The sequence below is a fragment of the Streptomyces sp. NPDC016640 genome (genome assembly GCF_043076215.1).
In the GTDB taxonomy this organism is placed as follows: domain Bacteria; phylum Actinomycetota; class Actinomycetes; order Streptomycetales; family Streptomycetaceae; genus Streptomyces.
The window spans coordinates 312299-338235 of the sequence record NZ_JBIBRG010000001.1; the positions used below are offsets into that span (position 1 = coordinate 312299).

The 25937-nt window shown below is 74.2% G+C and carries 25 protein-coding genes; 11 read left to right on the forward strand and 14 right to left on the reverse strand.

Features of this window, described 5'->3' with window-relative positions; genetic code table 11:
- Nucleotides 1-13 precede the first annotated feature (13 nt).
- The 6 genes from ACF07S_RS01440 to ACF07S_RS01465 form a co-directional block, all read right to left on the reverse strand.
- Nucleotides 14-2683, reverse strand: coding sequence for a SpoIIE family protein phosphatase (locus ACF07S_RS01440; protein ID WP_391961484.1), 2670 nt, complete (start codon nt 2681-2683; stop codon nt 14-16).
- A gap of 266 nt (nt 2684-2949) precedes the next feature.
- Nucleotides 2950-3354: an ATP-binding protein gene (locus tag ACF07S_RS01445; protein ID WP_391961485.1), complete on the reverse strand. Its 405-nt coding sequence runs from the start codon at nt 3352-3354 to the stop codon at nt 2950-2952.
- Nucleotides 3355-3556: 202 nt separating this feature from the next.
- Nucleotides 3557-3964, reverse strand: a complete 408-nt coding sequence (locus tag ACF07S_RS01450; protein WP_391961486.1) for a (deoxy)nucleoside triphosphate pyrophosphohydrolase — start codon at nt 3962-3964, stop codon at nt 3557-3559.
- Nucleotides 3965-4040: 76 nt separating this feature from the next.
- On the reverse strand, nt 4041-4229 hold the full coding sequence (locus ACF07S_RS01455) for an SPOR domain-containing protein (protein WP_391961487.1): 189 nt from the start codon (nt 4227-4229) through the stop codon (nt 4041-4043).
- A gap of 375 nt (nt 4230-4604) precedes the next feature.
- A complete protein-coding gene (locus ACF07S_RS01460; protein ID WP_391961488.1) occupies nt 4605-5357 on the reverse strand; it encodes a GntR family transcriptional regulator in 753 nt (250 codons plus the stop codon).
- 550 nt (nt 5358-5907) lie between these two features.
- Entirely contained in the window at nt 5908-7488 is a 1581-nt protein-coding gene (locus ACF07S_RS01465) for a S8 family serine peptidase (RefSeq protein ID WP_391973163.1), read from the reverse strand.
- A 740-nt stretch (nt 7489-8228) separates the two neighbouring features.
- On the opposite strand from ACF07S_RS01465, the gene ACF07S_RS01470 reads away from it, so the two are divergent.
- On the forward strand, nt 8229-8936 hold the full coding sequence (locus ACF07S_RS01470) for an IclR family transcriptional regulator (protein WP_391973164.1): 708 nt from the start codon (nt 8229-8231) through the stop codon (nt 8934-8936).
- A 42-nt stretch (nt 8937-8978) separates the two neighbouring features.
- Here the strand turns inward: ACF07S_RS01470 and ACF07S_RS01475 are convergent, their stop codons facing one another.
- The 8 genes from ACF07S_RS01475 to truD all read right to left on the reverse strand — a co-directional run bounded on the left by ACF07S_RS01475 (nt 8979) and on the right by truD (nt 16453).
- On the reverse strand, nt 8979-9863 hold the full coding sequence (locus tag ACF07S_RS01475; RefSeq protein ID WP_391973165.1) for a class I SAM-dependent methyltransferase: 885 nt from the start codon (nt 9861-9863) through the stop codon (nt 8979-8981).
- Complete coding sequence (locus ACF07S_RS01480) at nt 9860-10525, reverse strand: 2OG-Fe(II) oxygenase (protein ID WP_391961492.1); 666 nt, start codon at nt 10523-10525, stop codon at nt 9860-9862. Before ACF07S_RS01480 ends, ACF07S_RS01475 begins: the two co-directional genes overlap by 4 nt.
- Entirely contained in the window at nt 10522-11898 is a 1377-nt protein-coding gene (locus ACF07S_RS01485) for a hypothetical protein (RefSeq protein ID WP_391961493.1), read from the reverse strand. The genes ACF07S_RS01480 and ACF07S_RS01485 overlap by 4 nt, the downstream gene beginning before the upstream one ends.
- A complete protein-coding gene (locus tag ACF07S_RS01490) occupies nt 11895-12515 on the reverse strand; it encodes a 2OG-Fe(II) oxygenase (RefSeq protein WP_391973166.1) in 621 nt (206 codons plus the stop codon). Before ACF07S_RS01490 ends, ACF07S_RS01485 begins: the two co-directional genes overlap by 4 nt.
- 109 nt (nt 12516-12624) lie before the next feature.
- Nucleotides 12625-13374: an SDR family NAD(P)-dependent oxidoreductase gene (locus ACF07S_RS01495; protein ID WP_391961495.1), complete on the reverse strand. Its 750-nt coding sequence runs from the start codon at nt 13372-13374 to the stop codon at nt 12625-12627.
- A gap of 7 nt (nt 13375-13381) precedes the next feature.
- Nucleotides 13382-14137 carry a class I SAM-dependent methyltransferase gene (locus ACF07S_RS01500; protein WP_391961496.1) on the reverse strand — a complete coding sequence of 252 codons (756 nt, stop codon included), beginning with the start codon at nt 14135-14137 and terminating at the stop codon, nt 13382-13384.
- A 13-nt stretch (nt 14138-14150) separates the two neighbouring features.
- Complete coding sequence (locus ACF07S_RS01505) at nt 14151-15401, reverse strand: aspartate aminotransferase family protein (RefSeq protein ID WP_391961497.1); 1251 nt, start codon at nt 15399-15401, stop codon at nt 14151-14153.
- A 20-nt stretch (nt 15402-15421) separates the two neighbouring features.
- Nucleotides 15422-16453 (reverse strand): tRNA pseudouridine(13) synthase TruD, encoded by a 1032-nt coding sequence (gene truD, locus ACF07S_RS01510; protein WP_391961498.1) that lies wholly within the window; start codon nt 16451-16453, stop codon nt 15422-15424.
- A gap of 332 nt (nt 16454-16785) precedes the next feature.
- On the opposite strand from truD, the gene ACF07S_RS01515 reads away from it, so the two are divergent.
- From ACF07S_RS01515 to ACF07S_RS01560, 10 genes are all read left to right on the forward strand, one after another.
- On the forward strand, nt 16786-17868 hold the full coding sequence (locus tag ACF07S_RS01515; protein WP_391961499.1) for a hypothetical protein: 1083 nt from the start codon (nt 16786-16788) through the stop codon (nt 17866-17868).
- A complete protein-coding gene (locus tag ACF07S_RS01520) occupies nt 17865-18374 on the forward strand; it encodes a hypothetical protein (protein WP_391961500.1) in 510 nt (169 codons plus the stop codon). The genes ACF07S_RS01515 and ACF07S_RS01520 overlap by 4 nt, the downstream gene beginning before the upstream one ends.
- Nucleotides 18367-19365, forward strand: coding sequence for an ABC transporter ATP-binding protein (locus ACF07S_RS01525; RefSeq protein ID WP_391973167.1), 999 nt, complete (start codon nt 18367-18369; stop codon nt 19363-19365). Before ACF07S_RS01520 ends, ACF07S_RS01525 begins: the two co-directional genes overlap by 8 nt.
- Nucleotides 19358-20164, forward strand: a complete 807-nt coding sequence (locus tag ACF07S_RS01530; protein ID WP_391961502.1) for an ABC transporter permease — start codon at nt 19358-19360, stop codon at nt 20162-20164. Before ACF07S_RS01525 ends, ACF07S_RS01530 begins: the two co-directional genes overlap by 8 nt.
- 48 nt (nt 20165-20212) lie before the next feature.
- Nucleotides 20213-20866, forward strand: a complete 654-nt coding sequence (locus ACF07S_RS01535) for an HAD family hydrolase (protein ID WP_391961503.1) — start codon at nt 20213-20215, stop codon at nt 20864-20866.
- A 116-nt stretch (nt 20867-20982) separates the two neighbouring features.
- The gene (locus ACF07S_RS01540) at nt 20983-22305 is read left to right on the forward strand and encodes a B12-binding domain-containing radical SAM protein (protein ID WP_391961504.1); all 1323 of its coding nucleotides are present in this window, start codon (nt 20983-20985) and stop codon (nt 22303-22305) included.
- Nucleotides 22302-23411, forward strand: coding sequence for an aminotransferase class I/II-fold pyridoxal phosphate-dependent enzyme (locus tag ACF07S_RS01545; RefSeq protein ID WP_391973168.1), 1110 nt, complete (start codon nt 22302-22304; stop codon nt 23409-23411). The genes ACF07S_RS01540 and ACF07S_RS01545 overlap by 4 nt, the downstream gene beginning before the upstream one ends.
- A gap of 19 nt (nt 23412-23430) precedes the next feature.
- Nucleotides 23431-24063 (forward strand): hypothetical protein, encoded by a 633-nt coding sequence (locus tag ACF07S_RS01550; protein WP_391961506.1) that lies wholly within the window; start codon nt 23431-23433, stop codon nt 24061-24063.
- 8 nt (nt 24064-24071) lie between these two features.
- Nucleotides 24072-25226 (forward strand): hypothetical protein, encoded by a 1155-nt coding sequence (locus tag ACF07S_RS01555; protein ID WP_391973169.1) that lies wholly within the window; start codon nt 24072-24074, stop codon nt 25224-25226.
- Complete coding sequence (locus ACF07S_RS01560) at nt 25223-25930, forward strand: tyrosine-protein phosphatase (protein WP_391961508.1); 708 nt, start codon at nt 25223-25225, stop codon at nt 25928-25930. Before ACF07S_RS01555 ends, ACF07S_RS01560 begins: the two co-directional genes overlap by 4 nt.
- The last annotated feature ends 7 nt before the right edge of the window (nt 25931-25937 follow it).

A 25937-nucleotide genomic window follows, 5' to 3' on the forward strand; every position in this document is an offset into this window, starting at 1 on the left:
CTCGCGCGCGGCGTCAGAACAGGCTCAGCAGCGCCTCCGCCGGGTCGGCGAGGGTGGTGTCCGGGCCGGGAAGCGGGAGCTCGAACCAGACCGTCTTGCCCCGGGGCGTACGGCGCGAGCCCCAGGCCGCGCTGAGCAGTCCGACGAGCTGGAGACCCCGGCCGCCCTCGTCGGTGTCGCGGGCGCGACGGCGGCGGGGCTGGACCAGACCGGAGTCCCAGACCTCGCAGACCAGGGTGCGGTCCAGGAGGAGACGGAGCCTGATCTCGCCCTCGCCGTAGCGCAGGGCGTTGGTGACCAGCTCGCTGACCAGGAGCTCGGTGGTGTCGACCAGGGGCTCCATGTCCCAGCTGAGCAGCTGCGCGCGGGCGTACTCGCGGGCCCGGCCCACGCTGCGCGGCTCGCGGGGCAGGGTCCAGTCACCGACGGACTCGGCGGGCAGCCCCTGGACGCGGGCCATCAGCAGGGCGATGTCGTCCTCGCCGTGGTGGGTGTCGAGGGTGTGCAGGACGTGGTCGCAGACGTCCTCCAGGTTCCTGTGCGTGTCGGCGCGGAGCGCCGCCGTCGTGCCGCCCGGACCGGCCGACGGGCGTGCGGGGTCCGTCAGCGCGCCCACGAAGGCCTCCAGGCCCTCGTCGAGCGGGTGGTCGCGGCTTTCGACCAGGCCGTCGGTGTAGAGCGCGAGCAGGGCGCCCTCGGGCAGTTCGACCTCCACCTCCTCGAAGGGCTCCCCGCCGACGCCGAGCGGCAGGCCGGGGGGGACGTCCAGCATCAGCGCGGGCTCGCCGGGTTCCACCAGGACGGGCGGCAGATGGCCCGCGTTGGCGAAGGTGCAGCGCCTGGTCACCGCGTCGTAGACGGCGTAGACGCAGGTCGCCAGGTAGACCTCGGAGAGGTCGGCCTCCCGGGGCCGGCGGGCCGCCCTCGTGGCCTGCTGGACGCCGCCGGGGGCGCCGAGGCCCCGGGCGATCTCGTCCAACTGGGAGAGCACCTCGGCCGGTTCGAGGTCGAGCTGGGCCAGGGTGCGTACGGCGGTGCGCAGTTCGCCCATCGTCACGGCCGCGCGCAGGCCACGCCCCATGACGTCGCCGACGACCAGCGCGGTGCGGTGGCCGGGCAGTTCGATGACGTCGAACCAGTCGCCGCCGACCTCGCTGGGCCGGCCGGTGGCCACGTTGCCGGGCAGGTAGCGGCAGGCGATGTCGAGGCCGGAGGCCTCCGGGTCGCCGGGCGGGAGCAGGGAGCGCTGCAGTATCAGCGCGCGTTCGTGCTCGCGCCGGTACAGGCGGGCGTTGTCGATGCACACGGCGGCCCGCGCGGCCAGTTCCACCGCGAGGTCGCGGTCGCGGTCGCCGAACGGCTCGCTGCCCTTGGTGCGGGCGAACTGCGCGAGGCCCACCACCGTGTCGTGGGCGACCATCGGCACGGCGAGGGTGGACTGCACCAGCCCGCCGTCCCCGCCGGGGACGTTCTGCGGGCGGGCGGTGCGCAGGGCGTCCGCACACGGCGAGTTGAAGGGGTAGTGGTGCAGGGCGCCCAGTTTGACGCGCTCCCCGGCGCCGTTGAACGGCGCGTCGGAGACGGCGCTGGCGAAGGCGACGCGGCGGACCTCCGCACTGCCGTCGGCGAGGCCCGGCGGGGTCTCGTCACCGGCCAGCAGCCCCTGGTAGAGGTCGACGGTGGCCAGGTCGCAGAAGCCGGGGACGACGACGTCGAGGAGTTCGCGGGCGGTGGTCTCCAGGTCGAGGGAGTTGCCGATCCGGGCGCCGGCCTCGTTGAGGAGGGCGAGGTTGCGCCGGGCGGCGGCTGCCTCGCGGGCGGCGGCGCGACGGGCGGTGACGTCGGTGCCGAGCCAGGCGATGCCGATGGGCCGGCCGCTGCCGCTGTGCACGCGGTAGAGGTTGACGGACCAGTGGCGGCGGTCGTCGAAGCCCGGCACGAAGCCCGTGACGTGCATGTCGGTGATGGAGTCGCCGGTCTCCAGCACCCGGCGCAGGGTGGCGGAGACCCGGTCGGCCTCGCCGCGCGGCAGATAGTCGTACACGCCCTTGCCGCGGTGGTCGTCGGGGCTGCCGCCGAAGACGGACGCGAACCGCTGGTTGGCGCGGCGTACCCGCAGGTCGGGGTCGATCAGCAGGAAGCCGAACGGAGATTGGCCGAATATGGCCTGCGAGGCGGCGAGGTCGGTCTCGATGCGGCGCAGGGTGCGGACGTCGACGACGATGCAGACGGCGGCCTTCTCGCCCTCCTCGGTGCGCGTCGGCATGACGTAGACCTCGGCCAGGCCCTCCCGGTCGCGCGGGTCGGCCGCCATCGAGTCCGGCAGCCGGAACGGCACCACACCGGTCCACTCCCGCCCGTCGAGGATTTCGGCCATCTTGCGCTGGCCGCGCTCGCGCCGGACGGGCTCGAGGAACGCCTCGATGGGGTCCATGCCGACGGCGCGGTCGGCGGGGATGCCGAAGATCTGCTCGGCGCGCAGGCTCCACTGGTCGACGAGCCCGTCGGGCCCGATGGAGAAGGAGGCGACCTTGATGTAGTCGTAGAGGGAGCCGGGCGGACTGCTCTGCCACATCGAGTCGGCGTACGGAGCGTCGCCGAAGGCGAGGCCGTCCGCGGCCCCTGCACGCGCGCCGCCCGACGGGTCCTCGGACTCCGTGGCCTTCGCTGGTATCTCGCTCACGCGAACCGTCCCCTCCAGCTCACCGCGTCCGGCACCGGTCACCGGAGGCGGCTGCCCGCAGTATCCAGCACTACGGCGCCGCACAACACGGTGTTCACGATCACAGCACGGTCCCGATGCTTTTCGGTCCGTGCTGTGAGAACACTTCCAGTCTTCTAACCGGCGGACACGTCATCGAATCCCCTCGTCGGCATCCGCCACCGGTCCGAACAGGTCACTCGGCGCAAGGGCCGGGCACGTACACCGGTGAACGGCTGTACGACGCCTCATCGTGGCACCGCCAGTTCGAACCACACGGTCTTCCCGGCGCCGCCGGGACGGGCGCCCCAGCGGCGGGAGGCGGAGGCCAGGAGCTGCAGCCCGCGTCCGCTCTCGTCCTCGGGCCGGGCGGTGCGTTCGCGCGGGAGGTCGGGGAGCGGGTCGGAGACCTCCACCAGGAGGACTCCGGGCCCGGAGGGGCGTACCAGGCGGACGCCTATGGGGCCCGCGGCGTGCCGCAGGGCGTTGGTGACCAGCTCGCTGACGAGCAGGGCCGCGAGGTCGCCGACGCTGTCCAGGTCCCACAGGCGCAGCTGGTCGCGGACGGCCGAGCGGGCGGCGCGCACGGCGCCCGGATCAGCGGAGAAGGTCCACGCGGCCCAGTCGCCGCCGGTGTCGCTCACGCGGATCACTTCCCCGCCGAGGGAGTCCGTCCATGTCCGTCTTCATGGGTTTAATGGGCCCATACCCGATATACCGGTCGGCGTACCGCGCTCGACGGCGCTCGACGGCGCGTCGTGGCACGAGCGGCGCCGGACGGCGCCCACGCCCCGTCGGCGCCGCTCCCGCACGCCGCGGTCGCGCTTCACGCGCCCTGCCACCGGGGAGGGGCGGTCACGGATGCGGCGCGGCGCGGGTGAGGGCGTCCCGGACGGCCGGCACGTCGTGCTCGAGCCAGTCGACGTCCCAGATCCGGTCGGGGGTGAGCCAGCGCAGCTCGTCGTGGTCCTCGAGGGGCCGGGGGGCGGGGGATCCGGGGCGCAGGCGGGCGGTCCACACCTGCATCACGTACGGCGCCCGCAGCGGCCACTCCCCCGGGACGCGCTCCTGCGCCTCGGCCTCGACACCGAGCTCCTCGCGCAACTCCCGTACGACGGCCGCGTCCGGGGCCTCCCCCGGCTCGACCTTGCCGCCGGGCAGCTCCCAGCGCCCGGCCAGCTCGGCGGGCGCGCTCCGGCGCGCGGCGAGCAGCCGCCCCTCGTGCCACAGGGCCGCACCGACCACCACGATCCGCTCGCTCATGCGCCGGAGCCTACGGGAGGGAACCGCCATGCCCTCCGGAGGGCATGGCCGGCGGTCCGGATCGCCGGGGGCCGGGTCAGTCGGCGGACGTTCCGTTCCGGCCGATCCGCTCGACCCAGTAGAGCTGTTCGTGGCCGCGTTCGTCGAGGCTGCCGGCGATCCGCTCGGCCTCGGCGCGGGTCGCGTACCGCCCGACCCGGTAGCGGTTGCCGTTGCCGTCCTGACGCACGACGAGCCAGGGAAGAGTCACCGCGCCGTCGCTCATCGCTCCCCTCCACTTCCCGCCCGCGGCCTGCGCCGCGCCCCGCCCGATAAGGAAACCCCAGTCCGCATATGCCCGAGCCTACGCCTTGCCTTCACTGAGCGAACACGGCTTTTCACGAAGAGGCACGCAACCGGCCAGAAGACAGGGGGCGCGCGAAGGCGGATGCGCCGTGCGCCGGGGCGGACACGTCCGGTCAGCGGCATCCCGCGCGGCGCGCGCGGCGTCGGGCACGACCTGGGAGAACGGCCAGATTGCTACGGCGTCCGGGCGGCCGCTGCCGGGACGGCGCGCCGGAGCGTACGCGCGGCGGGGGCGCGGAAGGGAGCGCGCGGGAGTGAGGAGGTGACGGGGCAGCGGTGCGACGGCCGTGACGGGCTACTTCACCGGGAGGTGGTAGGAGGCCCGGTACCGGTCGGCGGGGATGACCACGTCTGCGGTCTCGACCGGCCGGCCCGAGGCGAAGTAGGTGCGCTGGATGACCAGGACGACGTGACCGGGGACACCGCCCAGCAGGACCAGCTCCTCGGCGAGCCCGGGGCGGGCGCCGACCTCCTCGGTGACGTTGTCCACGATCACGTCGATGGCGCGCATGCGCTCGACGACACCCATGCCGCCGAGCGGTCCCTCCTCGGGCAGCATCACGGGCGTGCGCCCGGTCAGGGCGAGCGGCTCCCAGGAGGTGGAGAGCATCATCGGCTCGCCGGCCTCCCGGAAGAGGTACTTGGTGCGCATCACGCGGTCGCCGGGTTCGATGCCGAGCCGCTCGGCGACGGCGGCGCAGGCCCCGGTCTGCTCGCTGCCGGACTCCCAGGTGCCCCGGGCGCCCGCGTCGGCCTGCTCCTGCCGGAAGGGCGTGGCCCCGTGCTCCGGGCGGAAGCCGGAGCGGGCGACCCGGCGCGGCACCGGCCGCTCGCGCACGTACGTCCCCGAACCGGAGCGTCCCTCGACGAGTCCCTCCGCCATGAGGACCTTGCGCGCCTCCAGGGCGACGGTGTCCGAGACGCCGTACTCCTCGCGGATCCTGGCCTGGGAGGGCAGCCGGGTGTGGGGCGGCAGCCGGCCGTCGACGATCTTCTCCCGGAGGTCACCCGCGACACGCAGGTACGCCGGCTGCTCACCGAATGTCACGGGCCGCTCCCATCAGCTTGTACAGACAGCAACAGGGTGGCAACCCTGGGTTCTGCCAGGCAAGTGAAGGCCAGAGAATCACTCGATGTGATGACATCTGCCGGGTGAGGGCTTTACGCAGGCACTTTCTCCCCGCTATGGCGGCCGCCACACCTGCATGCCGCCGCTGTCCGGGTCGCGCCCGGTCTCCTCGCCGTACTCGGGCGGGGAGGTCTCCCGCCCCAGAGCCTTGCGTGCGGTGACCGAGCCGTCGGGGCCGACGGGGTCACCTCCCCGTTGCCGTGCGCCGTCTCCTCGGCGGCCTCCCGGACGCCGGCCGCGGTGAGGGGTGCGGGCCCTGGGGCCCGGAGGCGGGGTGCCGGCCGTGGGGGTCCTGCGGGTCCTGCGGGTCCTGAGCGTGCTGCGGCCCGGAGGGAGGAGGCGGGGACACGACGCGCGTCGTGGGCGCGGGCGCGGCGTGCCCCGTCCCCGGGGCGGGCCGGGGACGGGGCACCGGTCCCGCAGCCCTTCCCCGGGGACGGGGTGCCGGCGGGCGCCGGTCCGGGATGCGTCAGAACTGCAGGGACCAGCCGTTGAGCCGGCCGGTGTCCCACGAGGCGTTGTCGCCGACGCGCAGCTTCCACGTGCCGTTCGCCGTCTCGGCGGAGGCGTCGACGGTGTAGGTGGTGTCGATGCCGTCGGCGCTGCCGCCGGTGCCGTACCCCTTCAGGGTGTACGCCGTGCCGTCCGGGGCGACCAACTGGACCTGGAGGTCACCGATGTAGGTGTGGGTGATGTCGACCGCGACGGCCAGGTCCGAGGGCGCGTTGCCCGGGACGCCGGAGACGGTGACGGGGGATTCGACGGTCGCGTTGTCGGCGATCGGGTAGCCGGTGGTGCTCTCGAAGCGGTCGCCGGTCGGGGGCGGAGTGGTGCCGCCGTCGCCCACGTACAGCAGGCGGTTGGGCGAGCCGCTGCCCGGGCTGCCGACGACGCCGGTGGTGGCGGCGGAGGTCAGCGCGGAGGACACCTGGGCGGGGGTGGCGGAGGGGTTGTCGGCGAGGTGGAGGGCGGCGGCCCCGGCGACGTGCGGACTCGCCATGGACGTACCGGAGATGGTGTTGGTGGCCGTGTCGCTGGTGCGCCAGGCCGAGGTGATGGAGGAACCCGGTGCGAACAGGTCCAGAACGGAACCGTAGTTGGAGTAGCTGGCGCGGGCGTCGCCGGAGGTGGTGGCGCCGACGGTGATCGCCTCGGTGACGCGCGCCGGGGACTTGGTGGAGGCGTTGGTGGACTCGTTGCCCGCCGCGACGACGAAGGTGACGCCGGAGGCGACGGCGCCCCGGACGGCCGCGTCGAGGGCGCTGTCGGCGCCACCGCCGAGGGACATGTTGGCGACGGCCGGCTTGACCGCGTTCCGCGCCACCCAGTCGATGCCGGCGACGACCTGGGCGGTGGTGCCGGAGCCGGAGTTGTTCAGCACCCGGACCCCGACGACCTTCGCCTTCTTGGCCACGCCGTGGGCGGTGCCCGCGACCGTGCCGGCGACATGGGTGCCGTGACCGTGACCGTCCTGGGCGGTGTTGTCGTTGTCGATGGCGTCGTAGCCGTCGGACGCGCGGCCGCCGAAGTCGCTGTGGGTGGTGCGGACGCCGGTGTCGATGACGTACGCCGTGACGCCCTGTCCGGCCGAGTCCGGGTAGGTGTACGAGCTGTTCAGCGGCAGGTTCCGCTGGTCGATCCGGTCCAGGCCCCAGGAGGGCGGGCCGGGCTGGGTGCCGGTGATGCGGAACGTGCGGTTCTGGATCACCGAGGCGACGGCCGGGTCGGCGGCGAGACGCTTCGCCTCGGCCTCGGACGCCTGGACCTCGTAGCCGTTCAGGGCCTTGGTGTACGTGCGCTCGATGGCGGCGCCGTACTTCGCGGCCAGGGCGCGGCCCTCGGCGGATCCGGACCGGGCCTCGTCCACCTCCAGGGTCACGATGTAGCTGCCGGCGACGGCGTTCGCGGCGCCCGCGTACTGGATGCGGCCTTCGGGAGCGGCCGGGGCCGCGCCCGCGGGGAAGGCGGAGACGAGACCCGCGACGAGGGCCGCGGTGGTCGCGGCGCCGAGGGCGGTCAGTCTTCGCCGGGGGTGACGCATCACTGTCATGTGAGGGTTCCTCCTCAGTCGGCGGTGCGTGTGCCGTGGGGACGTGGTGCGGGTCGACGCACGTGCGACGCGTGTGGCGGAACGACCACCGAGTGACGGGATCATGTCAATCAGTTGGCCGAGCAGGTGCGTCAGCCGAAAGATTGAGGGTTCCACAGGAATTGCACAAGAGGGCCCGCACGAACGCGCGGGCCGCACCCCGGCCGACACGCCGACGGCCGACCGGGCACACCGCCCGCCGGGAGGGGCGCCCAGGCGGTGCGGGACCGCAGGACCGGGAGAGGTGACTCCCGGCCCGACCGGCGCCGGGCCGACCACCGGAACCACTCACGCGGTGCACACGTGACCGCCGGCCGTTGATGCGCCTAATGCGTCTTTCATGAACGGGAGTTACGCCGGACGTTCCACCGTTCCGGATCCGGACGCGCGGCCGGGCACCCTTTTCACCGGCATTCCAGTAATTCTCCGTGGCGTACGTGGTATAAGGTGCCGGCCGATCGCAGCAGGCCGCACTCGTGGTACCAGCGAGGAAAGCGGTCAGGCGCCACGGCGGCCTGCCGTGAACGGCGGCGAGCAGCCGGGGCACCTGCAAGCCGGTCGGCGTCCAGTGCGGCGCAGGGCGTGAGTGCCGCGACGACGGTTCCGGGCACCACCCGATGAGCTGGTCATCTGACTAGAAAGACTCGACTACGATCCCGTCACTCGTTATCTCCCAGTAATCAGACAATTTGAAGGTATACGTGACATCTTCGTCGCCGGTCGGCCGCTCCACCGAGAAACCACAGGCGGAAGAGGGGCAACGGTCCAAGTTAACCCGGGGCTTAACGCTTCTGAACGCGTTCCGGCCTCAGGACAACGAGGTCCAGCTGTCCGAACTCGCCCGGCGGACCGGACTACCGAAACCCACCGTGCACCGGCTGATAAAAGAACTGGTCGACCAGGGCTTCCTGGAACGCGGCCGGCGAGGGCTGAGGCTGGGGCACATGCTGTTCCTGCTCGGCTCCCGGGCGCCGCAGCACCAGTTGCTGCGGCGGACGGCGCTCCCCTGTCTCCAGCGGCTGAACGAGGCCATCGGCGGCAGCACCTACCTCTCCTTCGCGGACGGTCCGAACGTCGTCCACCTGGACGCCGTGCACAGCCCGTTCCTCCCGACCATGCGCCGCACCGACCACCCCACGGTGTGCGCCTCGGCGGCACGCCAGGCGCTCTCCTCCCCCGCCCCCGCCAAGAGGGCCGACTGCCAGCAGTACACCACGGTGCCCGGCGCGCGCGGACTGGTCGCCGTCTCCACCCCGGTCCTGGGCGGGGCCGGAACACCGGTGGCCGCCCTCACCGTGGTCGGCATCATGACGCATCTGCGCCCCGAGACCGCCGCCCGGCACGCCCAGGGGGCGGCCCGCACCATCTCGCGCCAGTTGCAGGAACCGTGGGAACAGCCACCGTGCTGAGCGGCACGGGCGCGCCCCGGCCGGTGCCGCCCCGCCCCTGTCTCAGGCCTTCCGGGCGACGAACAGCCGGGGCAGCAGGCGCTCGGCCCGGTACTCCGCCAGCGCGGAGTCGAGGGTGCCGCCCACCCGGTCCGCCGAGTCGGCACCGAGGATGGAATCCACGCTCCCGCGGAACAGCCGCAGGGCGCGCAGCCGCTCGGCCACCAGCTGAGCGGCCCACGCGGAGACGTCCACGTCGGCCACGAGGTCCAGGCCCGCCGCCGTGAACTGGGTGCGCCGCTCGTCGATGTCCGTCAGGAAGAACACGCCCTCGGGATGGAAGCGCCGGAAGGCAGGAGCCGGTGCTTCTCCGGTGGCGCACAGGCTCACCTCCTCGGTGACCACCAGCACGCCCCCCTCCGCGAGCAGCCGCGCGGCCTCGCGCAGGACCGCCGCGGGGTCGGGGAAGTGCGGCATGGAGCCGGTGACCACCACCGCGTCCACCTCCCCGTCGGGCAGTGGCACCGCGGCGGCGGACGCGCACACCTCGGTGACGTTGGAGCGGCCCTGCGAAGCGGTGATGCGCGCGCTGACCTCACAGTGCTCCGGGACCAGGTCCACTCCGACCGCCTCGCCGACGACGACGCCGCGCGCGGTCAGGGCGTCCACGAGGTAGCGCAGGGCACCGCCGAAGCCGCTGCCGAGCTCGACCAGCCGCAGGGGCTGCCCGGCCGGGCCGGCGGGCCGGTGCGCGGCCACCGCCTCCGCCACGCGGTCGCAGCCGTGCGGGCCGAAGTGGCCCATCTGGTCGAGACCCAGCAGCCCCGACGGGCCCGTCTGACCGGTGAAGTCGGCGATCCTGCCGACCGTGGTCTCCCAGTCGTGCCAGGCGGGGAACAGCTCCCGGTGGTACTCGCCCTGTGCCGCGGTCTGCCCTCCCCCGCTCATCCGGCGGCCTCCGGACGGACGAAGTGCACCAGCAGGGTCTGCCGTTCCTGACGCGCCTCGTCGGTCACGGCCGTCACCGAGTGCCACGACGCGTCGGAGGGCACCAGCACCACGGACTCCCCCAGGTCCGGCCGCACCTGCCGCACCGCCTCGTCCCCGTTCGGCCCGGCCAGGATGCACAGGGCACCGCCCCACTCCGGCAGCCAGCCGGAGTTGAAGTACCAGGTCTGGGTCACCGCCTTGTCCGCGCGATCGGTGTGCGGGTCGATCCAGGAGCCCGCCCCGTAACGGACGGCGCGCGCCTCGACGGTGCAGCCGGTCAGGTCACGCCCCGACAGCGCGGCCACCGCCGCCCGGTACTGCGGGGACAGCAGCGCGTCGACCACGGCCCGCCAGCGCGGCGTCAGCAGCGCCAGGGCGGCGGGGACGGGCTCGGACCGCTCGACGAGCTTGAGGTTGCGGGTGCTGTAGCCCTTGCCGCCCGTGCCCGTGGCGCGTTCGGTGAGGGTGAAGCCCTCGGTGGGGAACTCCTCGGCCAGCCGGGTGCCGACGGCGCCGGGCAGCATGCCGCGCACCAGCGCCCAGCGGAACGGATCGGTGGCCGGCTCGGTGCGGGCCAGCGCGTCGTAGTCGAAGGGCGCGTTGTCGACGGTCGTGGTCACGAGGCATCCTCGGGGGTGATGGTGGCGCCGAGCGAGGTAAGCTTGGCGGCGAGGTCCTGGTATCCGCGGCGCAGGTGGCCGACGCCGACGAGGCGCTGCGGGACACCGGTGCCCAGGGCGGCCAGCACCAGCGTGGCCGCGGCCCGCAGGTCGCCCGCCACCAGGTCCGTACCGGCCGGACGCAGCCGGCTCGGCGTGGTCGTGAGCCGGTTGCCGCTCAGGTCCAGCCGGGCGCCCAGGGCGCGCAGCCCCTCGGCGTAACCGAAGCGGCCGCCGTGCCAGACCAGATCGGTGAGGGTGGCCGGGCCGTCGGCACCCAGCAGCATCAGCGCGAACAGCGGCTGCGCGTCGCTGTAGGCGAAGTGGGAGGCGGCCAGGACGTCCGTGGCGCGCAGCCGCGCGGGCTCGCCGATCCGCAGGGACGACGGACCCCACTCCAGGGGCACGCCCATGGCGTCCAGGTAGCGCAGTTCCGGGGCCAGTCCGGCGCGTACCTCCTCGGCGCCGTCCAGCGCCAGTTCCAGCGGACGGCGCAGGTGCACGGCGAGGGCGACGAAGGTGACGACCTCCATCAGGTCGGACGGCACCGTGACACGGGCCGCGCCCAGCGGCCCGCCGACGCCCTCCACCACGATGCGGCCGGGGGCGGTCTCCACCGCCACCCCGGCTTCGGCGAGCACCCGCACCAGGCCGTACACGTCGAGCTTGGGGTACGGGTTGCGTATCTCGGTGGTGCCGGTGGCCGTGGCCGCGGCCAGCAGGGCGGTCTTCGTGGCGCCGGAGTAGTACGGGCCGGTCAGCGTTCCCGTGGCGGGCTCGACGTCGGCGAAGTCGGCCATGTCCAGGGTGGCGCCGCGCAGTCCGCCGCGGGGCGCGCGGGCGCTGAACCCGCCCGCGGTGGCCTCGCAGGTGGCGCCGAACGCCTCCAGGACGCGTGCCACGTGGCCCGTCGGCCGGGCGCCGCCCGCGCCGTCGCCGATGCTGCAGCCGCCGTGCGTGCCCGACACCACCCGGCCGCGCGCCGCCAGCAGTGTCGGCAGCAGGTACATGCCGCCGTGCACGCCCTGGGACAGCGCGGCCGGTATCTCGTGGCCCGTCAGCCCGCGCGGGTCGACCGTCATCCGGTCCCCGTCGTGCTCGACCCGCCCGCCGAGCGCGGAGACGATGCCGCCCAGCGCGTGCCGGTCGGCGATGTCGGGGACGTTGGTGAACTCCCACGGCGCGCCGGCCAGGCAGGCGGCGGCCAGGCTCGGCACGAGCAGGTGCTTGAACCCGTCCGCCCGTACGGGACCGGCGTCCGCCGCGGGGGAGCCGCCGCACACCGTCCACACGTCGGTGTCGGCGGGGTTGCGCATGAGGGTGGAACCGCTCATCGCCACATCTCCACCTGCACGGTCACCCGCAGGCCGGGCGCGGACGGACGCACCGGGGCGACCGCGTGCCAGGAGTTCTCCGAGCGCGCGAACAGCACCGACCGGCCGCCGCCGGGGACGATGGACGCGTGCACCGGCGCGTCGTCGCCCGCCGTGCCGCGTACCAGGAACTCGCCGCCGTCGTCCGTGCCCCACTCCTCGTTGAGGTAGAGCACGTGGGTGGCGTTCTTGTCGGCCTTGTCGGTGTGCGAGGACACCCAGTCGCCCTCGCCGAAGACGAACACGCCCACGTCGAAGGCGCCGTCCGACACGTCCGCGCCCACCGTCTCGCGCACCCAGTGGCGGTACTCGGGCGACTGGACGGCCGCGGCGAACCCGGCCCACGCCTCGCCCGCCTTGCGCAGCGCGGGCTGCTCCTCGCCGCGGTGCACCAGGGGCAGCACGTGCATGCCGTACGTCTTGTCACCGCCGGTGCGGCGCTCGGAGCGGGTGAAGTGCTCCAGCGCGGGCACCGACTCCCGCAGCGCGGCACGCGCGTCGGCGGGCAGCAGACCGGTGACGGTCGACCAGTGGTAGGGCTCGGTCCTGGTGTCCCGGGCGGCGGTGAAGTCGAGCACGTTGTCCTCCTCGGACGATGGGGTGGTGCGACGGGCGGACGCCGGCCGGGTCGTTTCACCGGGGACAACGGCGTGCGCCGGCCGGAGGGCAGGAGTCCGGTGGCAGGGCCTACAGCGGGGGCTCGGGAAGGCGCGGGCCGAAGGAGACCTGCGGCACGCCCTCCTGGCCGGGTTCGCGCGAGCGGAGGATCTGCACCTCGCGGAAGGACTCCCGCTGGGAGTGCGCGAGGTCCCAGATGATCCCGGCGACCTCGGCCGGGTCCATCATCGTGCCGTAGTCGATCTCCAGCCCCGTGTGGAAGTCGGGCACCGCGAGGCCGCCCGGCTGGATCAGGGTCACCTGGTTCGCCGGGTGCGCCTCCACCAGTTCCGGCACCAGCCCCCTGGTCGCGGTGGCCTGCGCGGCCTTGAGCGCGCAGTACAGGGACTCGTTCTCCCGCCGCTTCCAGCCGGAGGAGGAGGCGATGGTCACCAGCCGCACGCTCGACGGGGCGGCCGCCAGCATGCGCCGCAGCAGCTTGAGCGGACCGGTCAGGAGCAGGTCGGTCAGCCCGTCGATCTCCGCGTCCTCGGTCTTGGCCAGGGGCTTCTTCAGGAAGGCCCCGGCCACCCAGAACACGTACGCCGGACCGGGCAGCGACACGTCCGCCGAGGCCACGGAGTCCGCGTCGCACAGGTCCAGTTCACGCGGTTCGAACCCGCGCGAGCGCTCCGGCGGCAGGTCGTGCACGGACCGGCCGTAGACGAAGGTGCGCAGGCCCGCGTCCCGGCAGCGGACCGCGAGCTGGTGGCCCAGACCCCGGGTGCCGCCGATCACCGCCGCCACTGCGGGCCGCGCTTGCGACGTTGCTGATGTCATGGAGGAGTCACCTTCCGGGATCCGGTGTCAGGTCGAGCAGGAGGAAACGCGGCCTGGTGGCCACCGCGGGGAACTTCTTGTCGCCGAAGGCGGCGCGGTGCTCCTCGGTCGCGCGCGGTTCGCGCAGGTCCCGCACCGCGAGGCCGGCGGCGTGCGCGGCGGCGACCATGTCCCCGAGCGGCCTGCGGTAGAAGCGAACCACCATCGGCGGGGGGCCGTAGGACTTCCAGGTGTCGGTCAGCTGCTCCACGGCGAAGTAGTCGCCCAGCTCGGACAGTTCGAGGTCGTCGAAGGGGTGGTGGGTGGAGATCACCACCCGGCCGCCGGGGGCCAGCACCCGGCGGAACTCGGTCAGCACCGGCACCCAGTCCGCCACGTAGTGCAGCGTCAGCGACGACACCACCCGGTCGACCGAACCGGTCTCCAGGAAGTCCAGCGGCTCGCGCAGGTCGTGCACGCGGAACTCGGCCTTCTGCCCCGCCCGTTCGCGGGCCGCCGCCACCAGGGAGGGGCTGACGTCCAGGCCCAGTACCCGCGCGCCGTCGTCCGCCAGCTGCGCGGAGAGCCGGCCGCCCGCGCATCCGGCCTCCAGCACGCGCAGTCCGCGCACCGGTCCGAGCAGCTCCCGCAGCGCGGGCCGCTCCAGGAGGGTGTTGTAGGGGTTGTCCGCGCTGCCCCGGTCGTACTGGAGTGCGAACGGCTCGTAGCCGAGGTCGTCCTCGTCCCGGTCGGGGCCGGTGGTGGGTGCGTCGTGCTCGCTCATCGTCGTCCTCCGCTCAGCCCGCCGTCCCGCTGACGGCGGGATCGGCAGTGATCATGGCAGCTGCCTCGTCGAGGACCTGCCATGCGCGGTCGAGCTGTGCGGGGGTGGTGACCAGTGGCGGAAGCAGCCGCAGCACCTCGGGCTCGCCCAGGCACGGCGACAGCAGCAGTCCGCGCTGCCCCAGCTCCATGAGCAGGTCGCCGGCCGCGGCGGGCGAGACCGTCTCCAGGCCCCACAGCAGTCCGCGTCCGCGCGCGCCGCGCAGCAGGCCCGGGTGGCGGGCGCACAGCTCGGCCAGTCCCCGCTCGACCCGTCCGGCCAGGTCGGCGCCGTCCGCGGCATGCTCCTCGACCGCTGTGAGCGCGGCCGCGCCGGCCGCCGCGCACAGCGGATGTCCGGAGAAGGTCGTGGTGTGCAGGAACGGGTCGCGGGCCAGGGGACGGTGGAACTCCTCGGTGGCCACCATCGCCGACAGCGGCAGGACGCCGCCGCCGAGCGCCTTGCCCAGCAGCACCGCGTCCGGGCGCAGTCCCGCCGTCACCGCCAGCGACCGCTCGCCGCAGCGGCGCAGGCCGGTCTGGATCTCGTCGGCGACGACGAACGCGCCCGCCGCGCGGGCCCGTGCGACCAGGGCGTCCAGGAACTCCGGCGGCAGCGGGCGCACACCGCCCTCGCCCTGCACCGGTTCGAAGATCACTGCGGCGACGTCGCCGTCCGCGAAGGCCGCGTCCAGCGCGCCGACGTCCACCGGCACGTGAGTGACCCCGCCCAGCAGGCCGCGCACCGGCGCGCGGTAGCGCTCGCTCCAGGTGGCGGCGAGCGCGCCCAGCGACTTGCCGTGGTAGGCGCCCTCGACGGCGACGACGCGGGCGCGGCCGGTGTGCGCGCGGGCCAGCTTCAGGGCGGCCTCCACGGCGTCGCAGCCGTTGAGCCCGAACCAGGCGCGGGTCAGCCGGCCGGGGTCGAGGTAGCCGGTCAGCCGGTCGGCGAGCGCGGCGGTGGCCGGGTTGGCCAGGACCCGGGTGGAGGTGGGCATGCGGCCCAGTTCGGCGGCGACCGCGGCGGTGACCGCCGGGTGCCGGTGGCCGAGCAGGGTGACGGCGTAGCTTCCGAAGTCCACCGCGTCCCGGCCGTCGGAGAGGCTGACGAGCGCCCCGTCGCCGGTGGCCTCCACCGCGTCCTTGCCGTTGATCGCGTACAGCATGCCCAGACTGGGCGAGATGTGCTCGCGGACTCCGCGCAGGGTGTCCGCGGCGCTTCCCACGGCGTCTTGGGCCGCCGGCCTCACACCGTCTCCAGCTGCTGGAAGAACTGGGTGACGGCCATGGTGGCGTAGCAGCCGGAGGGCAGGAAGAACGACAGGGTGCAGGCCCAGCGGTCCGGGAACCGGTCGTCGGGGCGCACGCCGAGCACCCGCACCCGCGTCTGCACCACGGTGGGGCGCGGGGACTCGGTGTAGCGCATCTCGCCGTCCGTCCACCGGTAGCGGCCGCAGGCCAGCTCCGGCGCGGCGCGCAGCACCTCACGCGCGGCGGCGGGGGTGCGCGGCAGGACGTAGCGCAGGCCCTCCCGGTCGGTCTCGACCGTGTCCGCGCCGCCCCCGCCGGCGACCAGCTCGGTCAGCCGCTCGTTCCACTCGGCCGAGGCGTGGGCGCAGCGGTAGAAGGCGAGCACGCGCGGGTCGAGCGCGGCGAGGAACTCCGCCGGGTCCCCGTCGTGCGCCAGTGCCTGCCCGCCCTCGGGCGAGCCCGACTCCCGCAGCAGCCGGAAGGCGGCCCGGTCGTCGCCGTCGATCAGCGCGCCGCCCAGCAGGTGCGTCTGCTTGGGGCCGCCGGGCACACCGAAGCGCTGGGTGTCGTAGTAGTTGACGAAGAACATGTTGTGCTGCGCGGGACCCGCGCGCAGAGCGTCCGCGGTGGCCGCGTCCAGGTCGCGGGCGACGATGCGGAAGCAGTTGCCGTCCAGCTCACCGACGACGACCGGCGCACCGCCGTGCCCGCGCTCGGTCAGCCGCATGTAGTCGGCGCCGGCGTGCGCGCGGTTGAAGGCGGCCAGCTGCTCGGGGGAGGCCGTCCCGCGCAGCGACAGCGTCTGTTCGGTGACCCCGTCCTCGTCCTTCAGTCCGGCGGCGGCGACGGCCTCGCGCTCCACCCCCAGGTGGGCGGCGACCGCGGCGACGGCCTGGTGGGTGGTGTACCCGCGTTTGGTGAGCAGCAGGTACTGGTGGTCCGCGGCCCCTGCGGGATCGGTGGCCGTCCCCAGGCACTCGCTCACCGCGAAGTCCTCGGGGACCGCTTTGAGTACGCAGACGGACATCGGGTTCCTTCCCAGGGGGTCGTGCGGTGCGGGCCCGGCCGGGCCGGGCCCGCACACGCTCTCGCTTCGGTCCGGGGCGAGCGCCCGTCGTCCGGCGTCCGGGGTCATTCGTTCCCCCGACGCGAGAACGCGTCTCGCGCAGGCCGGGCGGGGCCGCTGTCGGTGCAACACGTGGGGTCCGCGTACGGACCTCGTGGTGGGTGCTGCCTCAACGACTCCCGGCCGGAGACGGTCGGAGTGGTCCCGACTCTAGGCACGCCCCATCCGGTGCCGGGTCCAGGTGTTCCGAGCAGTGGAACACCGAACGACGTTTCAGGGAAAGGCAGTTCAGGATGGTGGTGCGGCGCCGCCCGGCGCCGCGCGAGCAACCACCCAGGGAGGGCGTCCTGTCGATCGCACCCTTCGCGTCCTCGGCCGCGTCCGCTTCGGACGATCTCCTGCGCACCCGGCTGGAAGCGTTCCTGACGGCCCGGTCGTTCGGCCTGGACGATCTGCTCGAGGAGACCGACCAGGGCCACGGCGAACCGGTGATCGCGGTCGCCGCGGGCTCCGTCCTGGCGGGCTTCGGCACCCACAAGAGCGACCTCGACCTGCTGGTCCTGGTCGACAACGACCGCGTCACCCGCATGCCGATCACCTCACACCGTTTCGGCACGCTCGTCGACGTCACCGTGCGCGCCGCCGCACCGGCGAAGGCCGCGGCCGAGGAGTTGACGGCCACCGACTGGCCCACGGTGGACCGGGTGGACAACGCGGGCTGGAACCACCACCGCCGTTCCCTGAACACCACCAGCCGGATGGCACTCGGCCTGCCGCTCAAGGGCGGCGACGACTGGCTCGCCTGGCAGCGCGGTCTGCGCGGACCGTGGCTCGGCCGGGTGCTGCAGCGCTGGTGGGTGGCCGAGTCGGTGCGGATGCGCACCGCCGCCCGCTGGCTCGCGCCGGCCAACCCCGCCCTGGCGCTGCTGCGCGCCCGCGACGCCGTCCTGCACGCCCTGCACGCCCGCGCCACCGGGGCGGGACAGTGGTACTTCAACGCCAAGTGGCTGCCGGAGAAGCTGCGCGTCCTGGACGACGGTGACGGGCTGGCCAAGGTGACCGCGCTGCTGGCCGGCCGCGTCACCCTCGACACCGCGCTGTCCTGGGCCGACGAACTGCTCGGCGCGGCGGGCCGCTGGGACGCGGCGGTGCACTGGGCGCCCGGCGTGTCCACCTGGCCGGTCGACACCGGCACCGTCGTCGACCGCTGGGGCATCCGCGCGGTGCAGACCCCGCTGTCCGGTCTCCCCGCCGCCCCGGGCGACGGCGCGGTGTGGACGGGGCCGGCCGACGCCCCGCCCCCGGCGGTCCGCGACCTGTTCGCCCACGACATGCTGTGGCTGGGCGTGGCCCCGGCCGTGAAGGAGGCCCCGTGAGTGGCGCGGCCCTGCCCGACGTGCGCAGGCTCATCGGCTACCGCGCCCACGGCGCGGCCCGCCTCGTCCTGGAGGGCCATGCCGCGCTGGAGGACGTCGAGGGCTCGCTGGCCGCCGGCCAGCCGGAGACGGCCGTGCTGATGGCGCACGAGCTGATCCAGATCTCCCTGTCCATCAGGGGCCTGGCCACCGCCGGGGAGTTGAGCTGGCCGCAGGGCCAGGCCAGCTTCGACCCCTTCGCCGGGGTGGACCCGCAGGAGGTCGCCGAGGGCGACGCGCTGGCCGCGCGCGGCCTGGAGCACGGCGACGAGGCCTGGCTGGAGGAGCTGCGCGCCCACCTGGCGGAGACCGAGAAGCGGCTGGGCTACCCCGAACCCCTGCCGTACGTGCGCTCCGGTGCCGGGATGTTCAAGGCCGTCGGCCTGGTCCGCACCTGGGCCGCCCATCTGGAGAAGCTCGGCCTTCCGGGCGTCCTCCCCGGCGACTGGGCGCTGCCCGGTGACTGAGTCCGTCCACGACGCGCCGATCGCCGCCGTCGGGCCGAAGTCCGGTGCCGGCCGCGGCGGCCTCGCGCTGGACGTCGCCGGCGTCACGAAGTCCTACGGCGACGTCCACGCGCTGCGCGGGGTCGACCTGCGCGTCCCGCCGGGCCGGATCACCGCGCTCCTCGGCGAGAACGGCGCGGGCAAGTCCACGTTGATGTCGCTGGTGGCGGGCCTGCGGCGGCCCGACGCGGGCACCATCGCCATCGCCGGGCACGATGTGGCCGGCGCGCCCCGGTCGGCCCGGCGCGCCCTGGGCTTCGCCCCGCAGGACCTGGGTGTCTACCCCACCCTGACGGTCCGCCAGAACCTGATGTTCTGCGCGGAGCTGGCCGGGCTGCGCCGCGGCGCAGCCCGGGACCGTACGGCCAGGACCGCCGAGCCGCTCGCGCTGGCCGGGCTGCTGGACCGGCGGGCGGGCGAGCTGTCCGGCGGCCAGCAGCGCCGGCTGCACGTGGCCATGGCGCTGGTGCACCGGCCCGCCGTCCTGCTGCTGGACGAACCCACCGCCGGAGTGGACGTCCGCACCCGTACCGCCCTGCTGGACCTGGTGCGCGCTCTCGCCGCCGACGGCGTCGCCGTGTGCTACTCCACGCACTACCTGGCCGAGGTGGAGTCCCTCGACGCCCACGTCGCCGTCCTCGACGGGGGCCGGATGATCGCCCACGACACCCTGTCGGCGCTGGTGGACCGGTACGCCCGCGGCGCGCTGGAGCTGACCTTCCACGGCCCCGTCCCCGAGGACCTCGACCTGCCCTGGCCCACCCGCCCCACCGAGGACGGCCTGCGGGTGCTGGCCGACCGGCCGCACGAGGCGGCGGCCCGCCTGCTGGAGCTGCTCGGCCCCACCTCCGCGCTGTCCGGGCTGCGCGTGGTCCGTCCCGACCTGGAGACGGTCTTCCTCGAACTGACCGGCCGCCGCTACCGCGACGAGGGGAGCCCCGCCGATGCGTGAGTCCCTGCCGCAGTCGGCCCTGCGCGTCGCGGCGCTGGTCCGGCACGACCTGCGACTGCACCGCGCCGACCTGACCCCGCTGGTCACCATGACGGTGATGCCCCTGCTCATCATGGCGTTCGTGCGCCCGCTGTACCTGAGCAGCCTCAGCACCCGCTACGGCACCCCGCCCGACGGCGTCCCGTTCACCGGCGCGGAGCTCGCCGTGCCGGGCGTCGCGGTGATCTTCTCGTTCTTCCTGGCCGCCGACATCGGCTACGGCGTCTTCCGCGAACACGGCTGGCGCACCTGGGACCGGCTGCGCACCGGTCCGGCCCGCCCCTTCGAGGTGCTGGCCGGACGGGCGGTCGTCCCGCTGCTGGTGCTGCTCGTGCAGCTGACGCTGCTGTTCTCCGTCGGCGGACTGCTGTTCGGGCTGCGCGTGCGCGGCTCCTACGCGGCGATCGCCGCCGTCGGCGTGTGCCTGGCCCTGTGCCTGGTCGCCTTCGGGTTCGTCCTGGTCGCGCTCTGCCGCACGGTGATGCAGCTGAACGTCTTCTCCAACGTGGCCGCCCTGCTGTTCGCGGGCCTCGGCGGCACCCTGGCCCCGGTCGAGCAGCTGCCCGGCTGGGTACAGGCCCTCGCCCACGTCACACCCACCTACTGGGCCATGCGCGGCTTCACCGGAGCCGTGCTCGACGGGGACGGCCTCGGCGGGGCCGTCCTGCCCTGCCTGGTGCTCCTCGCCCTCGCGGCCGTGCTCACCGTCGCCGGCCTGAACCGGTTCCGCTTCGAGGACCGCAAGGTCTCCTGGTCCTGACCGGCGCACCGTCCACCACACCGTTCGCACTCTTCCGGAGGGGCCCGCATGCCCGCCCTCGTCGTCTTCGACTGCTTCGGCACCGTGGTCACCGAGCTGACGCCCATGCCCGGGGCACCGGAGCTGGCCCGCCGGCTGGCGGCCGTCCTCGAGCTGCCCGCGGCCACCGCGGCCGCCGTGCTCGACGACCTGATCGGCACCTTGTGGACCGCGCTGACCGATCCGGCCGCCGAACAGCCCGCTTCCCGGCAGCTGCTCGCACGCGTCCTGGACGAGCACGGCGTCGCGGCGGACGCGGCGGCCGTGGACCGGGCCCTGTGGCACGTCATGGGACCGGACGACGGCCGCTTCCGGCTGTGCGCCCCGGCCGCGGAGGCGATGGTCCGGACGGCCGCCGCCGGTCACACCGTCCGCATGGTCAGTACCTGCTACCTGCCCGGGGACCAGATGCGCCGGCTGCTGGCCGGACTCGGGGTGCCCGACGTCCTCGACGCCTGTCTGTTCTCCGCCGACGGCGGCCCCAAGAAGCCCGACCCGCGGGCGTTCGCGGCCGTCGGCGCGGGGGACTTCACCCGGCGCGTCATGGTCGGCGACACCCCGCACAACGACATCGCGCCCGCACGGGAGCTGGGCTGGGACACCGTGCAAGTGGACCCGGCGGCCCCGGACTTCACGCCGTTGCACGACCTGCTCGGCACCTGAGCCGGTCCTCGCCCCAACTTGGCCGAATCAGCGTTCCAACCACAGAAACACCGCGTTCCCCGCACCCGCACGACGGCACAGAATCGTCGTGCCCCCACCAGCCGAGGAGTTCATCCGTGGCGAAGATCCTGGTCGTCTGGCCGCCGCACGTGCCCAGCTACTTCAACGCGGGCCACCACACGCCGCTGTACATGACGGCGGGTCACCTGCGTGCCGAGGGGCACGAGGTGGAGACCTGCGACGCGAGTGCGGCGGGCCTGAACTGGAAGGCCATGGGTGACCTGCTCTACCAGGGCACCTACGACGTGATCGCGATGATGAACGACTTCGACGCCGTCGACGGCTTCGAACGGTTCGTCCTCTACGCCCAGGAGCTGTGCCCCGGCGCCCGCCTGATCACCTTCGGCCGGCTCAGCAGCATGAACCCGGGTTTCTTCGCCCGCTACGCCCTCGACGCCGTGGTGCAGTCCGGCGACTACGAGACCGGCGTGGCCCACTACGCGCGTGCCCTGGCCGAGGGGGCGGTCACCACCGGCCTGCCCGGAGTCACCGTGCGCGAGGGCGAGCGCTGGCACCCGCCCACCGGCCCCGGCGACACGCTGCCCGCCGATCAGTGGGTGCTGCCCGAGGTCGACGAGATCCCCTACGACTCCTACGACCGCCTCTACGCCGACGACGCGCACAAGTTCTGCGGCATCCCCTTCCGCCGCGAACTGGTCGTGCCCGCCGCCCGCGGCTGCCCCGTCAACTGCGACTTCTGCGAGGTCCCGGTCATCTTCGGACTGCGCGAGCGACGGCTGAGCGTGGACGCGACGATCGACTACATCCGCCGTTCCTACGAGAAGGCGCCCTTCGAGTACGTCGCCTTCTACGCGCCGACGTTCACCCTGGACCGCCGCTGGGTCAAGGAGCTGTGCCGGCGCTTCGTCGAGGGCCCGGTCTCGCCCCAGTGGAAGTGCGCCACCACCATTCCGCACCTCAGCGAGGAACTGGTCGCCCTGATGGGCGAGGCGGGCTGCGTCCGCATCTCCGTGGGCCTGGAGACCCTCGAACCCGACGGGCAGGGCACGCTGCCGCGCGCCAAGCGGATCGAGGAGGAACGCTTCCGCGAGCTGGCGCGCTGGTGCGAGGCCGCGGGCATCGAACTCAACGCGTTCGTCATCGTGGGGCTGCCCGGAACCACCGCCGCCGGGGCCGCCCGCACCCGCGAGGTGCTGCGCGACACCGGCGCCCGCTTCCGTCCCACGGTCTACACCCCGCTGCACGAGATGACGCCGGCCATGACCCCGCTGGAGATCAGCCGGTTCAACCGCCAGCTGACCTCCGCCCCGCTCGGCGCGGAGTCCACCGAGATCTACGACTTCGTCTTCGGCGGCGACGACCGGCTGACCTCGGTCTACAAGAACATACCCAGGCGGCTGTCGGGCGGGGTGTCGTGACGGCCGCCACGGAACCCGTACCCGTCTTCGCCACCGCACCCGGCGCGGCGGCCGTGGATCCCCGGCCCCGCCTGCGGACCGACGCGCTCAACCTCAAGAGCTGCGAACTGCGCCACCCCGGCTCCGACCGGCTCGTGGACCGGGCGCTGGCCCGCGTGCGCGTGGAGGACACCCGCTCCTACCCGTACCAGGCCCAGACGCTCGCCGCGCTCGCCCGGGTCCACGACACCCCCGTCGAGGGCATCACCCTGACCGCGGGCTCGGACGCCGCGATCGGACTGCTCGTCGACGCGTTCGCGCGCCCGGCCGGCGGACTGGTCGTGGCCCGGCCCGCCTTCGAGGCCTGGGAGTACTACGCCCGGCTGCGCGAGGTGCCGGTCACCGGTGTGCCCGTCCTCGTCGGCACGCCGCCGCGCACGGACCTCGACGCGCTGGCCGGCGCCCTGGCCGACGCGCCCTCCCCGGCCGTGGTCGCGCTGGCCAACCCGGTCAGTCCCGCCGGTCTCGTGCTCGACACCACCGAGGTGGCCGGCCTGGCGGTGCTCGCCGCGCGCCACGGGCACCTGCTCGTCGTCGACGAGTGCTACGGCGCCTTCACCGGCACCACCCACGTGCCCCTGCTGCGCCGCCACCCGAACCTGGTCGTGGTGCGCTCCTGCTCCAAGGCCTACGCGCTGGCCGGCGCCCGGCTGGCCGCGGTCTTCTCCCACCCCGGCATCGCCGCCGAGCTGTTCAAGTACCGCCCCGACAGCACCGTCTCCGGACCGGCGCTGGCCCTGCTGGGCCAGGGTCTCGACGCGCTCGACGAGTACCGCGCCGTGTGGGCCGACCTGGCGCGCATACGCGAGGAGTTCGCCGCGGCCGTGCTCGCCGGCCGTCCCGACTGGACGTTCCTGGCCCCGGGCGGCAACTTCGCCACCTTCGTCACCGGCGACCCCGCGCTGCCCGACCGCATCACCGAGGGCCTGGCCGAACGCGGCGTCCGTATCCGGTCGCTGACCTCGCTGACCGGGCTGAGCGGCGCCTTCCGCGTCTCGCTGGCCGACGACGCCACCATGCGGCGGGTCGCCCGGCTGATCCGGGAGGTGTCCGATCAGCACGCCTGAGCCCGTCAGCCGGATCGCCGTGCTCGGCAGTCCCGGAAGCGGCAAGACGACCTTCTGTCACGCGCTGGCCGCCGCGGGCGGTCCCCCGCTGTACCACCTCGACGACCTCTACTGGGGCCGGGGCTGGCGGCGTCCCGGCCCCGCCGAGTGGGAGGCCAGGGTCGCGCGGCTGACCCGGCTGCGGACGTGGACGGCCGACGGGAACTTCATCGACACCGTGCCGGTCCGGGTGGCCGCGGCCGACGTGGTGGTCCTCTTCGACCGCCATCCGCTGCTGTGCGCCGCGGCCCTGGTGGGCCGTTCGGCCCGGCTGCGCCGCGGCGAGCGCACCGACTACCTGCCGCACGGGCTCGCCCCGGACGACCCGCCGGTGCGCAGCGTGCGCGCGCTGCTGCGCAAGGCGCTGGGCTTCCGCCGCCGCGAACTGCGCCGCATGGCACCGCTGCTGGCCGGGGCCGACGTCCGCGTGGTGCGCACCCGGCGCGCCGCCGCGGCCCTGCTGGCGGAGCTGTCCGCCCCCGACCGGCGGGCACCCGCCGCGGACGGCGACCCGGACCTTCCCCCGTGCCGCTGTCCCGAGACCCTGTCCCCGAGAGGAGAGCCGATGACCCACGGCACCACGCCACGAGCGGACCGGGGGACCGGCACGTGACCGCCCCCGTGACAACCCCTCCCGTGTGCGCCGAGGCCACGCTGTCGTGCTGGTTCGGCCGCATCAACGTGGAGAGCGAGGTGCCCGGGCTCGACGACGTGATCGCCGCCGTGCTGGCGCCCTACTTCACCCTGACGCCCGGTCACACCCTGGGCGCCGTCACCGTGCGCATCACCCGCTCCGCACGGCTGCCGGTCTCCGAGTCCGACCTGGAGGCCGTACGCCGTACGCCGCAGTTGTGGCTGAACGAGGACGGGCCGCGCTTCGTCCTGCTCGACCACGGCCACGACCGGATGGTCCTGCTGCGCGACGCGGAGGAGGACAGCGGCCCGATGCTGGTCACCGCCTCGCGGCCGGCCGGGCACGTGCACCTGGAGGTGTACGACGAGCGGCCGCAGACCGTCCGCGCCCTGGTGCGCTACCTGGCCTTCCTGGTCGGGGCGCAGCTGCACCACGGCGGCGTGCCGGTGCTGCACGGCTCCGCCGTGGCCCGCCACGGCGAGTCGGTGATCATGCTGGGGGAGACCAACTCCGGCAAGTCCACCCTGGCGTTCCTGGCCACCACCCTGGCGGGCTGGGACTTCGTCAGCGACGACACCCTGATGGTGTGGCGCGACCACGCCTCCGCCCCGCCCCGGGTGAGCGGCTGGCCGCGCCGGCTCGGCATCAGCGTCGGCAGTCTGGTCGGCCACCCGGCCCGCGCCCGCTTCGAGCAGGCCTCGCTGCGCCGCTACGACGGTCCGGTGGGCCCGCTGCCCACTCCGGGCGCCTCGTCGTGGACCCGTGAGGGCCGTGTACGCGTCTACTGCGACCTGGACGAGTTCACCGCCGTCACCGGTGCCACGGTCGACCAGGACTCCCGGCCGCGCGGCATCCTGCTGCCGCACGCCGACCCCACCGTCCGCGGCTGGCAGGTGGAGCCGGTCGACGGCGTACCACCCGAGCTGGCCCCCGTCGCCGGCCGCAACCTGCGCCACTTCGTCGACTACCTCGGCGTGCTGCCCCCGTCCGTCGCCGACACCGTCACCCGCGCCTCCGTCCTCGCCGACCTCGCCGCGCTGCCGTGCGCCCACGTGCGCTACGGCCCGGACGTCAACACCGACTTCCCCCGCTTCTGGGCGGACGCCACCGCCGCCCTCGCCACCCCGGCGGGGGTGCGATGAACGGCGGCGACCGCGTCGGGGTGAACTTCCGCGCCGTGCGCGCCCGCGGCCTGGCGGCGGACCGGATGTTCCGCTGCGGCGCCGTGACCACGTACACCGCGCGGGACGCGACGGCCCTGCGCGACCGGTACGGCATCCGCGCGCTGGTCGACCTGCGCTCGCGGCGCGAGATCGACAAGTACGGCGCGCCCGGGGCGCTCGTCGACGCGGGCATCCGCTGGATCAACGCGCCCGTGACGGGCTATCCCAGCACCCCGATCGACAAGCCGCGCCCCACCTCCGACGACGTGGTGGCGTACTACCACGGGATGCTCGCGGACGCGCTGCCGGAGAGCTGGCCGGACCTGTTCGCCGCCCTGGCCTCGGTGGCGCACGAGCCCTTCCTGGTCTGCTGCCACTGCGGCAAGGACCGCACCGGCGTGGTGGTCGCCGCCGTGCTCGACACGGTGGGCAGCCCCGCCGCGGACATCGCCGAGGACTACGGCGCCAGCGCCGCGGACCTGGTGGCCCGGGTCGACCTGTTCGAGGACAAGTGGAGCAAGCGCGGCCACACCCGCGACGACTACCTGACCCGGATGCGTGTGGTGCCCGCCACCATGGCGGACTTCCTCGCCGGGGTCCCCGGTGGCCTGGCCGGCTTCGTCGCCCGTCGAGTGGACCCGGCCGATCTGGCCGCGGTGCGCGCCGCGCTGGCCGTGCCGTGACCGCCGC